This is a genomic window from Streptomyces sp. NPDC023573, from assembly GCF_055559735.1.
Genome location: NZ_JBVHKB010000005.1, coordinates 81,581 through 93,638, shown reverse-complemented (window position 1 = coordinate 93,638; position 12,058 = coordinate 81,581). Strand labels below are relative to the sequence as shown.

The following is a 12,058-nucleotide window of genomic DNA, read 5'->3' as shown; positions in this document are numbered from 1 at the left end:
GGATCACGGACGGTACGGACCCGCCCATGATGCCGGACCGATCAAGAAGCGCCGGAGCGAGGGGAGTTCGCCAGTTGGGACCGGAGTGTATCGATCCGGTTGGTGGTGATGGAGTCGACCCCGCACGCGAGCAGCCGGCGCATGGTGCGCCGGGTGTCCGCCGTCCAGGCGGAGACCAGCAGCCCGTCGGCGTGGACACGGTCGGCCAGCTCGCGGCTCAGCAGCCCGAACCGGTAGTTCAGCCAGCGCGGCCGCACCGCCTCCAGCAGTACGGCGCGCGGGGGCGCCGACGTCGTCCAGGTCAGGGCGATCTCGGCCGACGGATCGGCCGCTCGCACCTTCAGCATCGCGTGCGTGTCCGCGCAGTAGTACACGCGGTCCTGCGCCCCGCACTCCCGCACGACACCGACGACCTCCTTCACGGAGGCGTCGGTCGCGCCGGGCAGGTCGACCATGATCCGCCGGTCGCCGGCGGCGGACAGCGCCTCGCGCAGGGCGGGCACCCCGCCGCCGGTCCTCTCCTTCAGCTCCCGCTGGTCCAGCCGGTCGAGGCGGACGTCGTGGCCCCACAGCCGTTCCAGCGTGGAGTCGTGGAGCAGCACGGGCACCCTGTCCCGGGTGACGCGGACATCGATCTCGACCGCGTCCGCCCCCCGTTCCACGGCGGACCGGATCGAGGGGAGGGTGTTCTCGCGGGCACGGTAAGGATCGCCGCGGTGTGCCACGGCGGTGACGGTGGTGGTCATGGGGTCATTGTGTCCGGCCGGGGTCACCGGCCGGGAGCCCCCAGCCAGTTCGTCGTGTACGTGTCGATCTCGGCGGCCAGCGTCCGCTTGCCGGCCGGGTCCAGGAAGGATGCCTCCACGGCGTTCTTCGCCAGATCGGCCACTCCGCGCTCGTCCAGGCCGAGGAGCCTGGCCGCCACCCCGTACTCGTTGTTGAGGTCGGTGCCGAACATCGGCGGGTCGTCGCTGTTCACCGTGACGAGGACGCCCGCCTCGGCCATCTCCCTTATCGGGTGCCGGTCGATGTCCGCGACGGCCCGGGTGGCGATGTTCGACGTCGGACAGACCTCCAGGGCGATGCGGTGCTCGGCGAGATGCGCCAGCAGCTCCGGATCCTGCGTCGAGCTGGTGCCGTGGCCGATGCGCTCCGCGCGCAGCGCGGTCAGCGCGTCCCAGACGGTTCCCGGGCCCGTGGTCTCCCCGGCGTGCGGAACGGAGTGCAGGCCCTCGGCGATCGCCCGGTCGAAGTACGGTTTGAACTGCGGGCGTTCCACGCCGACCTCGGGCCCGCCCAGGCCGAAGGAGACCAGCCCCTCGGGCCGCAGGTCGACAGCGAGCCGGGTGGTCTCCTCTGCCGCCTCCAGACCGGCCTCGCCCGGAATGTCGAAGCACCAGCGCAGCACGGTGCCGAGCTCGGACTCGGCCGCCTTGCGGGCGTCCTCGATGGCCTCCATGAAGCCCTGCTCAGGGATACCCCGGCGGGTCGAGCTGAACGGGGTCACGGTCAGCTCCGCGTACCGGATGTTCTGCCGTGCCATGTCCCTGGCGATCTCGAAGGTCAGCAGCCGGACGTCCTCCGGGGTGCGCACCAGGTCCACGACCGAGAGATAGACGTCGATGAAGTGCCCGAAGTCGGTGAAGGTGAAGAAGTCCGCCAGCGCCTCCGGATCCGTGGGGACCTTGGAGTCGGGGTGGTGGGCCGCCAGTTCGGCCACGATGCGCGGCGAGGCCGACCCCACGTGGTGGACGTGGAGCTCGGCCTTGGGCAGCCCCGCGATGAAGGGATGCAGGTCGTTCATCGGATACTCCCGGATCTCTGATGTGGGCCGGGCGTACCGGCTGCACCGATCATCGTAGGCGGGGCCCTGCGGGCGGATGCCGGGCCGTAGCATGGCGGGACCACGATGGGGGAGGCCCATGTCAGACAACACACAGCAGCCCGGGGGCGAGGGCGCGCCGCGCGATCCGTGGGCTCCGCCGGACAGCAGGGTCGAGCTCGGCAAGCAGCCCGCGGACGCCGTTCCGCCCGCTGTGCACAACCAGCCCACGGTCACGTCCATGCCGGGCGCCGACCCGGGCACCGGGCCCATACCCGGCCCGGCCGGCACCTTCGGCCCCCAGCAGCCCCCCGTCCCGGCCCCGCCGGTCGGACCGAACGGGCCGGGGGAACCCGGGCAGTACGGCTATCCGGCCGCCCCCGCCGCGCCGTCCGCGGCGTACGGCTACCCGGCCGCTCCCCCCGCGCCCTCGTACGGCTACCCGGGATACCCCGGCTACGGCGGCCAGCCGCCCTGGGGCCCGTCGCCCGCGAACGGGCTGGGGACCGCGGCGATGGTCCTCGGCATCATCGCGGTGGCCGGCTTCTGCATGTGGGGGTTCGGCATCATCCTGGGCATCCTCGCCCTCATCTTCGGAATCATCGGCCGGGGCCGCGCCAAGCGCGGTGAGGCGACCAACGGGGGCATGGCCCTCGCCGGGATCATCCTGGGATCGGTCTCGATCGTCGTCAGCGCGGTCTTCCTGGGATTCCTGATCTGGGCCGTCGCCAACGACGAGTCGGGCAGCAGCTACGACTACGACGACCCCTACGCCACGTCCCTGGTCGTCGGCACCTCCCGCTGACCGGCGGCGCACGGCTGTCCGTGGCCGGGCCCGGGGACCGGACAGGTGTCCCGGGGCCCGGCCACGCGCCGTATCACTCCGCTCGCAGCCGCGTCCGGGCCTCCATCAGGGCGAAGCCCAGCAGATTCAGACCTCGCCAGGAAGCCGGGTCCGCGGTGCGCGGATCGTCCTTGGTGAGCCCGATGCCCCATATCCGGTCCATCGGACTGGCCTCGACGAGGACGCGCTCACCGGTCCCCAGCAGATACGCCCGCAGCGCCGGGTCCTGGCCGAACTTGTGGACGCTTCCCTCCACGACCAGGGCGAATCTCTCCCGCGCCCATACGCCGTCGTCGAAGCCCTTGACCAGCCGGCCCACCTTCTTCGCCGCCCCCGGGCTGCTCGCGGACACGGCCAGGGCCTCGGCCCCGGCATCCCCGAAGAGCCTCGCCTTGCCGGCCATCATCCAGTGCTCGGCCGAGGCGTAGGTGACCGCGTCGACCGTGAACGGCGCGGGCCACCACTGGCTGAGGCAGCTCTCCCCCAGCCTGCCGTCCGAGCGGGGCCGATGCCCCCAGAACGGCAGGTACTTCACGCTCTCCCCGCGGGCCGTGCGCGCCAGGAGGTCGTCCATGTGTTCCTGTCCCATGGCAGCCGAGTCTGGCATCCGCCACTGACAGCCCGTACAGGGATTTCCGTACGCACGAGACACATCGTCGACAGATTCCGTCGCGTAACCAAAAGGAAACAACGGAATCACTTGTTGGTGGAGGTGCTCTCTGTCAGGATCGGCACTCAATTCGACAAGAAGCTACGCCGCCCCTGGTCACGGGGGCAGCGGAGGAGAACGTCATGGGCAACGCTTTCCAGGTGCGGGACCGCTTCGCCGAGGGTGCGCAGTACATCGGCGGACGGCTGCGTCCCGGGACCTCGGGACGCCATCAGGACGTGGTGGACCCCGCGACGGGCAGCACGGTCCTGCGCTACGAACTCGCGGGCACCGACGACGTCGACGCGGCCGTGGCCGCCGCCCGGGACGCGTTCCCCGGCTGGTCCGGGCTGACCCCGGGCGAGCGGTCGAAGGCGCTGCACCGCTTCGCCGCCGTACTCGACGGGCAGGCCGACGAGTTCGCGTACGCCGAATCCCTGCAGTGCGGAAAACCGGTCAAGCTCTCCACCGAGTTCGACGTCCCGGGCACGGTCGACAACGCCTCGTTCTTCGCCGGGGCCGCCCGCCACCTCGAAGGGAAGTCGGCCGGGGAGTACAGCGGCGACCACACCTCCTACGTGCGCCGGGAGGCGCTCGGCGTCATCGGCTCGATCGCGCCCTGGAACTACCCGCTCCAGATGGCCGCCTGGAAGATCCTCCCGGCCGTCGCGGCGGGCAACACCATCGTGCTGAAGCCCGCCGAGATCACGCCGCTGACCTCGCTGATGTTCGCCCAGGCCGCCACGGAGGCGGGCGTCCCCGACGGTGTGATCAACATCGTCTCCGGCGCCGGCCGGGACGCGGGAGAGCACCTCGTGAGCCACCCCGACGTCGTGATGACCTCCTTCACCGGCTCCACCGCCGTGGGCAAGCGGGTCGCCGCGCTCGCCGTCTCCACCGTCAAGCGCCTCCACCTGGAACTCGGAGGCAAGGCGCCCTTCCTCGTCTTCGACGACGCCGACCTCGAAGCCGCCGTCCACGGAGCGGTCGCCGCAGCCCTCATCAACACCGGCCAGGACTGCACGGCCGCCACCCGCGCCTACGTCCAGCGTCCCCTCTACGACGCGTTCGTGAGCGGGGTCGCCACCCTGATGGAGAGCGTGCGGCTCGGTGACCCCTTCGACCCGGCGACCGACCTCGGGCCACTGATCAGTCATCAGCAGCGTGACCGGGTCGCCGGATTCGTCGAAAGGGCCCGTGCCTACGCCACCGTCGTCACGGGTGGCGAGGCTCCCGGAGGCGGACTCGCCGACGGCGCCTACTACCGGCCGACCCTGATCACCGGCGCGGCCCAGGACAGCGAGATCGTCACCTCGGAGATCTTCGGCCCCGTCCTGGTCGTGCTGCCCTTCGACACCGACGACGAGGGAATCCGCCTCGCCAACGACACCCCGTACGGCCTGGCCGCCTCCGCCTGGAGCACCGGGCTGTACCGGGCCAACCGCGCCACCCGTGAGCTCAGGGCGGGCTGCGTGTGGATCAACGACCACATCCCGATCATCAGCGAGATGCCGCACGGCGGCTACGGCGCCAGCGGCTTCGGCAAGGACATGTCGTCGTACTCCTTCGAGGAGTACACGCAGGTCAAGCACGTCATGTACGACAACACCGCGGCGGCCGGGAAGGACTGGCACCGCACCGTCTTCGGGGACCGATAGCAGCGGCCGCCGGCCGGCGGTCCCACCCACCCGGAAGGGCACACGCGTATGGAGCAGTACGAGCCCGAGCGCCTCTCCGCGCCCCAGCTGGCCGCCATGAGGCGCAGCCTCAGAGACGGCAGGGGCGCCCTCACCCGCCGTTCCCTCCTCCGGGCGTCGGGCACGGCAGCCCTCGCACTCGGCGGCCTCGGGGCGCTGAGCGCGTGCGGCATCCCGCCCGCCGAGCGGGAAGGGGACGCCGCGGCCTCCGACGACCACTCGGCGGCGGAGAAACAGATCAACTTCTCCAACTGGACCGAGTACATGGACGTCGGCGAGGACGAGAAGAGCCGTCCGACCCTGGCCGCGTTCACGAAACGCACCGGGATCAAGGTCAAGTACACCGAGGACATCAACGACAACGTCGAGTTCTTCGGGAAGATCAAGCCGCAGCTCGCGGCGGGCCAGGACACCGGCCGTGACCTGATCATCGTGACGGACTGGCTGGCCGCACGCATCATCCGGCTCGGCTGGGCGCAGAAGCTCGACCACGCGAACCTCCCGCACGCCTTCGCCAACCTGTCGGCCCAGTTCCGCAGGCCCGACTGGGACCCGGGACGCGCCTACTCCTATCCGTGGACCGGCATCCCGACCGTCATCGCCTACAACGAGAAGGCGACCGGCGGCCGGAAGGTCGACTCCGTCACCCAACTGCTCGACGACCCCCGGCTCAAGGGCAAGGTCTCCTTCCTCTCCGAGATGCGCGACTCGGTCGGCATGACGCTCCTCGACATGGGCAAGGACCCGGGCGCCTTCACCGACGCCGACTTCGACGCGGCGATCGGCCGGATGCAGAAGGGTGTCGACACGAAGCAGATACGCCGCTTCACCGGCAACGACTACACCGCGGACCTGAGCAAGGGCGACATCGCGGCCTGCGTCGCCTGGGCGGGCGACATCATCCAGCTCCAGGCGGACAACCCGGCGATCAAGTTCTCCATCCCGTCCGCCGGTTACATCACGTCGAGCGACAACATGCTGGTCCCGGCCCAGGCCCGTCACAAGACGAACGCCGAGAAGCTCATGGACTACTACTACGAGCTCCCCGTCGCGGCCCAGCTCGCCGCCTACATCAACTACGTCTGCCCGGTGGACGGAGTCGCCGGCGAACTGGCGAAGATCGACGAGTCGATGGCCTCCAACACGCTGATCCTCCCCGACAAGGCGATGGCCGCGAAGTCGCGGGCCTTCCGCTCCCTCAGCTCCGAGGAAGAGACGGCGTACGAGGAGAAGTTCGCCAAGCTCATCGGCGCCTGACCGGCCCGCCCCCCGTTCTCCCCCGACACCACTGGGACCGCGACCCATGACACAGCAGCAGACAGAGGGCGGCGACGTCCGTCTCACCGGGATCAGCAAGACCTACGGCTCCTTCACCGCAGTGCACCCCCTCGACCTCACCGTCCCGCAGGGCTCCTTCTTCGCGCTGCTCGGCGCGTCCGGCTGCGGCAAGACCACCACCCTGCGCATGATCGCGGGCCTCGAGGAGGCGACCACCGGCACGGTCTCGCTCGGCGGCCGCGACATCACCGGCCTGCCCCCCTACAAGCGGCCCGTCAACACCGTCTTCCAGAGCTACGCGCTCTTCCCGCACCTCGACGTCAGCGAGAACGTCGCCTTCGGACTGCGCCGCCGCGGCATCAGGTCCGTGAAGAAGCAGGTCGGCGAGATGCTCGAACTCGTCCAGCTCGGCGACTTCGCCCACCGCAAGCCGCACCAGCTCTCCGGCGGGCAGCAGCAGCGCGTCGCCGTGGCCCGCGCGCTCATCAACCACCCCCAGGTCCTCCTCCTCGACGAGCCCCTGGGCGCCCTCGACCTCAAGCTGCGGCGCCAGATGCAGCTCGAACTCAAGCGGATCCAGACCGAGGTCGGCATCACGTTCGTCCACGTCACCCACGACCAGGAGGAAGCCATGACCATGGCCGACACCGTCGCGGTGATGAACGGCGGCCGGGTCGAACAGCTCGGCGCCCCCGCCGACCTCTACGAGAACCCCCGGACCACCTTCGTGGCGAACTTCCTCGGCACCTCCAACCTCATCGAGGGGGTGGTCGTCTCCACGGGCACGGACGTCGTCGTCACGGCCGGCGGCGGGAAGCTCGGACTGCCCGGCGGGCGGTGCGCGTCCTCCGCCCGGAGCGGGGACAAGCTGCTCGTGGGCGTCCGCCCCGAGAAGATCTCCCTCACCCACACCGCCGACGCGGCCGCGATACCCGACGGCCGCAACCAGGTCACCGGCCGCATCACCGACTCCAGCTTCATCGGAGTCTCCACGCAGTACGTCGTCGAGAGCCCGGCCGGCACGGCGCTCCAGGTCTACGAGCAGAACATCGAGCGCGACAGCCGGCTCGTACCCGGCGCCGACGTCGTCCTGCACTGGAACCCCGAGCACACCTTCGGACTCGACGCGGACCAGGCCATCGACGCCGGCACGGAAGGCCTGGAGGAGGTGGCGTGAGCGTCACGAAGGCGCCACCCGCGCCCGCCGCGGAGGCCGAGGTCCGCAAGCCGTCCACCCGCAGGCGGCTCGTCCCCTACTGGCTGCTGCTCCCCGGCATCCTGTGGCTGGTCGTGTTCTTCGCGCTGCCGATGGTCTACCAGGCGTCGACCTCCGTCCAGACGGGATCCCTGGAGAAGGGCTTCGAGGTCACCTGGCACTTCCGGACGTACTGGGACGCCCTGGCCGACTACTACCCGCAGTTCGTCCGGTCCCTGCTCTACGCCGGCACCGCCACGCTCCTGTGCCTGCTGCTCGGCTACCCGCTCGCCTACCTGATCGCGTTCAAGGCGGGCCGCTGGCGCAACCTGGTGCTCGTCCTGGTCGTCGCGCCGTTCTTCACCAGCTTCCTGATCCGGACGCTGGCCTGGAAGACGATCCTCGCGGACGGCGGCGCGGTCGTCGGCGTGCTCGACAGCCTGCACGTCCTGGACGTCACCGCCTGGCTCGGCTGGACCGAGAACAACCGGGTCCTGGCCACCCCCATGGCCGTCGTCTGCGGTCTGACGTACAACTTCCTCCCGTTCATGATCCTTCCGCTCTACACGTCGCTGGAACGGATCGACGGCCGGCTCCACGAGGCCGCCGGCGACCTGTACGCCACCCCCGCCACCACCTTCCGCAAGGTGACGCTGCCCCTGTCCATGCCCGGTGTCGTCTCCGGCACCCTGCTGACGTTCATCCCGGCCAGCGGTGACTACGTCAACGCGGAACTGCTCGGCTCCACCGACACCAAGATGGTCGGCAGCGTCATCCAGACCCAGTTCCTGCGGGTCCTGGACTACCCGACGGCGGCCGCGCTCTCCTTCATCCTCATGGCGGTCGTCCTGCTCGTGGTCACCGTCTACATCCGCCGCTCCGGGACGGAGGACCTGGTCTGATGTCCGTACTGCGCATGCTCCGCCGGAACCTGGTCGTGATCGCGGGTCTGCTGACCCTGGCCTACATGATCCTGCCGAACATCGTCGTGATGGTCTTCTCCTTCAACCGGCCGGTGGGGCGTTTCAACTACGCCTGGCAGGAGTTCTCCCTGGACGCGTGGAAGGACCCCTGCGGCGTCGCCGACCTCTGCGGTTCGCTCTCGCTCTCGCTGCGGATCGCGGTCTGGGCGACCGTCGGGGCCACCGTGCTCGGCACGATGATCGCGTTCGCGCTGGTGCGCTACCGCTTCCGGGCGCGCGGTGCGATCAACTCCCTGATCTTCCTGCCGATGGCGATGCCCGAGGTCGTCATGGCGGCGTCGCTCCTGACGCTCTTCCTCAACATGGGCGCCGAACTCGGCTTCTGGACCGTCCTCATCGCCCACATCATGTTCTGCCTCAGCTTCGTGGTGACCGCGGTCAAGGCGCGCGTGATGTCGATGGACCCGAGGCTGGAGGAAGCCGCCCGCGATCTGTACGCGGGCCCCGTGCAGACGTTCGTCCGGGTGACGCTCCCGATAGCCGCCCCGGGAATCGCCGCGGGAGCGCTGCTCGCCTTCGCGCTCTCCTTCGACGATTTCATCATCACCAATTTCAACGCGGGCTCCACGGTGACGTTCCCCATGTTCGTGTGGGGCTCGGCGCAGCGTGGAACGCCTGTGCAGATCAACGTCATCGGCACGGCCATGTTCGTCATCGCCGTGGCGGTCGTTCTCGTCGGACAGCTCATCGCCAACCGGCGCAGGAGCAACGCGGGAAAGTGAAAACGAAGGAGTTGGAAACCATGGCGCCGGATGCCATGCGTACTGCCGCACACTCACTCTCCGAAGCGCGCCCCCTGTCCTACTGGCTCGACGACCCGGGAAAGCCGGAGGCCCGACCCGCCCTGACCGGCGACGAGCGGTGCGATCTCCTGGTCGTCGGCGGCGGCTACAGCGGACTGTGGACCGCGCTGATCGCCAAGGAACGGGACCCCGGGCGCGATGTCGTCCTCATCGAGGGCCATGAGGTGGGCTGGGCCGCTTCGGGCCGTAACGGCGGTTTCTGCGCCGCCTCGCTGACCCATGGCCTGGCCAACGGCCTGGAGCGCTGGCCGGACGAGATCGGGAAGCTGGAGGAGCTGGGCGCGCGCAACCTCGACGCCATCGAGGCGGCCGTCACCCGCTACTCCCTGGACTGCGAGTTCGAGCGCACCGGCGAGATCGATGTGGCGACCCGGCCCCACCAGCTCGACGAGCTGCGGGAATGGCACCGCCGGGCCGGGGACCTCGGCCTCGGCGGCCTCGAATTCCTGGACCGCGACCAGGTGCGCGCGGAAGTCGACTCGCCGACATTCCTGGGCGGGCTGCTGGACCGGCGCGGCGTCGCCATGCTGCACCCGGCGAAGCTCGCCTGGGGCCTGAAGGAGGCATGCCTGGGTCTCGGCGTACGGATCTACGAGCGCACCCCGGGCCTCGGCATCGCCCGGTCGGGCGCGGCCACGGCGGTCCGCACCCCGTACGGCAGGGTGTTCGCGCGGGACGTCGCGCTCGGTACGAACGCCTTCCCGTCGCTGGTGAGGCGGGTGCGCCCGTACACGGTCCCGGTGTACGACTACGCGCTGATGACGGAGCCGCTGAGCGCGGACCAGCTCGCCTCGGTCGGCTGGCACAACCGCCAGGGGCTGGGGGACAGCGCCAACCAGTTCCACTACTTCCGGCTCTCCGCGGACAACCGGATCCTGTGGGGCGGATACGACGCCGTCTATCCGTACGGCGGCCGGCTGGACGCGTCGCTGGACCAGCGGCCGGAGACCTTCCTGAAGCTCGCCGGGCAGTTCTTCGAGTGCTTCCCCCAACTGTCCGGCGTACGTTTCAGTCATGCCTGGGGCGGTGCGATCGACACCTGCTCCCGGTTCTCCGCCTTCTTCGGCACGGCGCACCGCGGCCGGGTCGCGTACGCCGCCGGGTACACCGGACTGGGCGTCGGAGCCACGCGCTTCGGGGCCGAGGTCATGCTCGATCTGCTGTCGGGGCGGGAGACCGGGCGGACCGCGCTCGGTATGGTCCGCACCAGACCGATGCCCTTCCCGCCGGAGCCGTTCGCCTGGACCGGGATCGAGCTCACCAAGAGGTCCCTGGCCCGTGCGGACAGTCATGGCGGGCACCGCAATCTGTGGCTGCGGACCATGGACCGGCTGGGGCTCGGCTTCGACAGCTGAGCGGGGTGACCTGCCCCACCGCCGCGGGACCGCGGACGGTGGGCAGGTCATTCCCCGCAGGGAATGGCCCGGGGGCGCGCCCGCCGCTACAACAGGTGCGTGGACTTTCCCCGTGAGCTTCGCGAACGCCGCACCCGCCTGCACGTCAGCCAGCTGGACCTGGCGCTGCGGGCGGGCACCACCCAGCGGCATCTCAGCTTCATCGAATCCGGCCGGTCGGTTCCCGGCCGGAACATGGTGGTGCGCCTGGCCGAATCGCTGGAGCTGCCGCTGAGGCAGCGCAACCAGCTGCTCCTGGCCGCCGGATACGCACCGGTCTACCCCGAGAGCGCGTTGGACGACCCGGTGCTCGCCCCCGTCCGTACGGCCATCGACCACATCCTGCGCGGGTATCAGCCCTATCCGGCGCTGGTCGTGGACAGCAAGGGTGACCTGATCGCCGCGAACACCGCGTTCGGCCTGATCTCCGAGGGCGCCGCGCCGGAGCTGGTGGGCCCGGGGACGAACGTCTACCGCCTCGCACTGCACCCCGGCGGTGTGGCTCCGCGCATCCGCAACCTGGCGGAATGGGCGCGCCACATCCTGGCGCGCCTCGACCATCTGCCCGAACTGCGAGCCGAGCTCTCCGGCTACGTCCCCTCACTCGGGCCGTCCTGCGGACAGCTCGGCTTCGCGGTCCCGCTCCGGCTCCGTTCCTCGCACGGTGAGCTGCGCCTGATGACCACGGTGACGACCTTCGCCACCGCCGTCGACGTCACGCTCGCCGAGCTGAAGCTCGAGGCGTTCCTGCCCGCCGACGAGGAGACGGCCGAGGCGCTGCGGGCGGCGGCCGGGCCGAGGGAACCGGCTGCGGCCGGTCAGACCCCGGGGAACATGTAGTCGGCCTCGATCCGGCCGTCACCGTCCAGGACCAGGAACTCCGAGCCGCCGCCCACGATCTCGCCGGTTTCGCCGGCCACCGTCTCCCAGTCGAACCTGACGACCTCGTGGAGGCGTATCGCATCGCCCCGGCGCCTGAAGGTGAACCCCTTCTTCTCGACGAACTGCTCGTGGCTCCGGGTGACCCGGGACTCGATCGCGTCGTGGCCCTGTGCCTCCAGTGTCGTGTGTGTGAAGCCGAGTTCCGCGGCGATCTCCCGTATCTCCAGGGGCGGCCGGAGGATGTGCGTGGCCTTCTCGGCCCACAGCCGCTCGACGGCCGCGCGGCGTACGGCCGGGTCGGGCTCGGTCCACTGGGCCAGGTAGCGGTCGGCCAGGTGCTGCGGATCGATCTCGATCATGTCCTTCTCCTTGCCGGGCGAGTGCTTCGGGACCAGATCCTGCGGTGGGCGGCGGCGACGGACAATTCCCCCCGGGGAATGGGGGCGGCGTCCCCTCCACGGACGATGCGCCGGCGTGACCGAGGTCACTCCCATCCGTCGGCCCGACCCGC

At 70.2% G+C, this 12,058-nt stretch carries 12 protein-coding genes; 8 read left to right on the top strand and 4 right to left on the bottom strand.

Going from position 1 to position 12,058, the window contains the following annotated elements:
- Positions 1-41 precede the first annotated feature (41 nt).
- Both ACZ32T_RS17440 and ACZ32T_RS17435 read right to left on the bottom strand, forming a co-directional pair.
- The gene (locus ACZ32T_RS17440; RefSeq protein ID WP_467270609.1) at positions 42-746 is read right to left on the bottom strand and encodes a glycerophosphodiester phosphodiesterase; all 705 of its coding nucleotides are present in this window, start codon (positions 744-746) and stop codon (positions 42-44) included.
- 23 nt (positions 747-769) lie between these two features.
- Complete coding sequence (locus tag ACZ32T_RS17435; protein ID WP_467270611.1) at positions 770-1,804, bottom strand: adenosine deaminase; 1,035 nt, start codon at positions 1,802-1,804, stop codon at positions 770-772.
- A gap of 118 nt (positions 1,805-1,922) precedes the next feature.
- Between ACZ32T_RS17435 and ACZ32T_RS17430 the strand changes: the two genes are divergently transcribed.
- Positions 1,923-2,627 carry a DUF4190 domain-containing protein gene (locus ACZ32T_RS17430; protein ID WP_467270613.1) on the top strand — a complete coding sequence of 235 codons (705 nt, stop codon included), beginning with the start codon at positions 1,923-1,925 and terminating at the stop codon, positions 2,625-2,627.
- 73 nt (positions 2,628-2,700) lie between these two features.
- Here the strand turns inward: ACZ32T_RS17430 and ACZ32T_RS17425 are convergent, their stop codons facing one another.
- Positions 2,701-3,240: an NADAR family protein gene (locus tag ACZ32T_RS17425; protein WP_467368036.1), complete on the bottom strand. Its 540-nt coding sequence runs from the start codon at positions 3,238-3,240 to the stop codon at positions 2,701-2,703.
- Positions 3,241-3,458: 218 nt separating this feature from the next.
- Between ACZ32T_RS17425 and ACZ32T_RS17420 the strand changes: the two genes are divergently transcribed.
- The 7 genes from ACZ32T_RS17420 (at position 3,459) to ACZ32T_RS17390 (ending at position 11,505) form a co-directional block, all read left to right on the top strand.
- Entirely contained in the window at positions 3,459-4,973 is a 1,515-nt protein-coding gene (locus ACZ32T_RS17420) for a gamma-aminobutyraldehyde dehydrogenase (protein WP_467270614.1), read from the top strand.
- Positions 4,974-5,021: 48 nt separating this feature from the next.
- Positions 5,022-6,269, top strand: coding sequence for a polyamine ABC transporter substrate-binding protein (locus ACZ32T_RS17415; protein WP_467270616.1), 1,248 nt, complete (start codon positions 5,022-5,024; stop codon positions 6,267-6,269).
- Positions 6,270-6,315: 46 nt separating this feature from the next.
- Positions 6,316-7,467: an ABC transporter ATP-binding protein gene (locus tag ACZ32T_RS17410; protein WP_467270617.1), complete on the top strand. Its 1,152-nt coding sequence runs from the start codon at positions 6,316-6,318 to the stop codon at positions 7,465-7,467.
- Positions 7,464-8,387 carry an ABC transporter permease gene (locus tag ACZ32T_RS17405; protein ID WP_467270619.1) on the top strand — a complete coding sequence of 308 codons (924 nt, stop codon included), beginning with the start codon at positions 7,464-7,466 and terminating at the stop codon, positions 8,385-8,387. Before ACZ32T_RS17410 ends, ACZ32T_RS17405 begins: the two co-directional genes overlap by 4 nt.
- Entirely contained in the window at positions 8,387-9,190 is an 804-nt protein-coding gene (locus ACZ32T_RS17400) for an ABC transporter permease (protein ID WP_467270620.1), read from the top strand. Before ACZ32T_RS17405 ends, ACZ32T_RS17400 begins: the two co-directional genes overlap by 1 nt.
- Positions 9,191-9,210: 20 nt before the next feature.
- Positions 9,211-10,626: an NAD(P)/FAD-dependent oxidoreductase gene (locus tag ACZ32T_RS17395; RefSeq protein ID WP_467270622.1), complete on the top strand. Its 1,416-nt coding sequence runs from the start codon at positions 9,211-9,213 to the stop codon at positions 10,624-10,626.
- A gap of 99 nt (positions 10,627-10,725) precedes the next feature.
- Positions 10,726-11,505 carry a helix-turn-helix domain-containing protein gene (locus ACZ32T_RS17390; protein ID WP_467367672.1) on the top strand — a complete coding sequence of 260 codons (780 nt, stop codon included), beginning with the start codon at positions 10,726-10,728 and terminating at the stop codon, positions 11,503-11,505.
- On the opposite strand, the gene ACZ32T_RS17385 is transcribed toward ACZ32T_RS17390, so the two are convergent.
- Complete coding sequence (locus tag ACZ32T_RS17385; protein ID WP_467367670.1) at positions 11,484-11,906, bottom strand: hypothetical protein; 423 nt, start codon at positions 11,904-11,906, stop codon at positions 11,484-11,486. The two genes, ACZ32T_RS17390 and ACZ32T_RS17385, sit on opposite strands and share 22 nt — an antisense overlap.
- Positions 11,907-12,058 lie beyond the last annotated feature (152 nt).

Coding starts and splice junctions, on each gene's coding strand:
- ACZ32T_RS17400 (WP_467270620.1), top strand. CDS start 8,387: ATGTCCGTACTGCGCATGCTCCGCCGGAACCTGGTCGTGATCGCGGGT.
- ACZ32T_RS17425 (WP_467368036.1), bottom strand. CDS start 3,240: ATGGACGACCTCCTGGCGCGCACGGCCCGCGGGGAGAGCGTGAAGTAC.
- ACZ32T_RS17410 (WP_467270617.1), top strand. CDS start 6,316: ATGACACAGCAGCAGACAGAGGGCGGCGACGTCCGTCTCACCGGGATC.
- ACZ32T_RS17385 (WP_467367670.1), bottom strand. CDS start 11,906: ATGATCGAGATCGATCCGCAGCACCTGGCCGACCGCTACCTGGCCCAG.
- ACZ32T_RS17440 (WP_467270609.1), bottom strand. CDS start 746: ATGACCACCACCGTCACCGCCGTGGCACACCGCGGCGATCCTTACCGT.
- ACZ32T_RS17435 (WP_467270611.1), bottom strand. CDS start 1,804: ATGAACGACCTGCATCCCTTCATCGCGGGGCTGCCCAAGGCCGAGCTC.
- ACZ32T_RS17420 (WP_467270614.1), top strand. CDS start 3,459: ATGGGCAACGCTTTCCAGGTGCGGGACCGCTTCGCCGAGGGTGCGCAG.
- ACZ32T_RS17395 (WP_467270622.1), top strand. CDS start 9,211: ATGGCGCCGGATGCCATGCGTACTGCCGCACACTCACTCTCCGAAGCG.
- ACZ32T_RS17430 (WP_467270613.1), top strand. CDS start 1,923: ATGTCAGACAACACACAGCAGCCCGGGGGCGAGGGCGCGCCGCGCGAT.
- ACZ32T_RS17415 (WP_467270616.1), top strand. CDS start 5,022: ATGGAGCAGTACGAGCCCGAGCGCCTCTCCGCGCCCCAGCTGGCCGCC.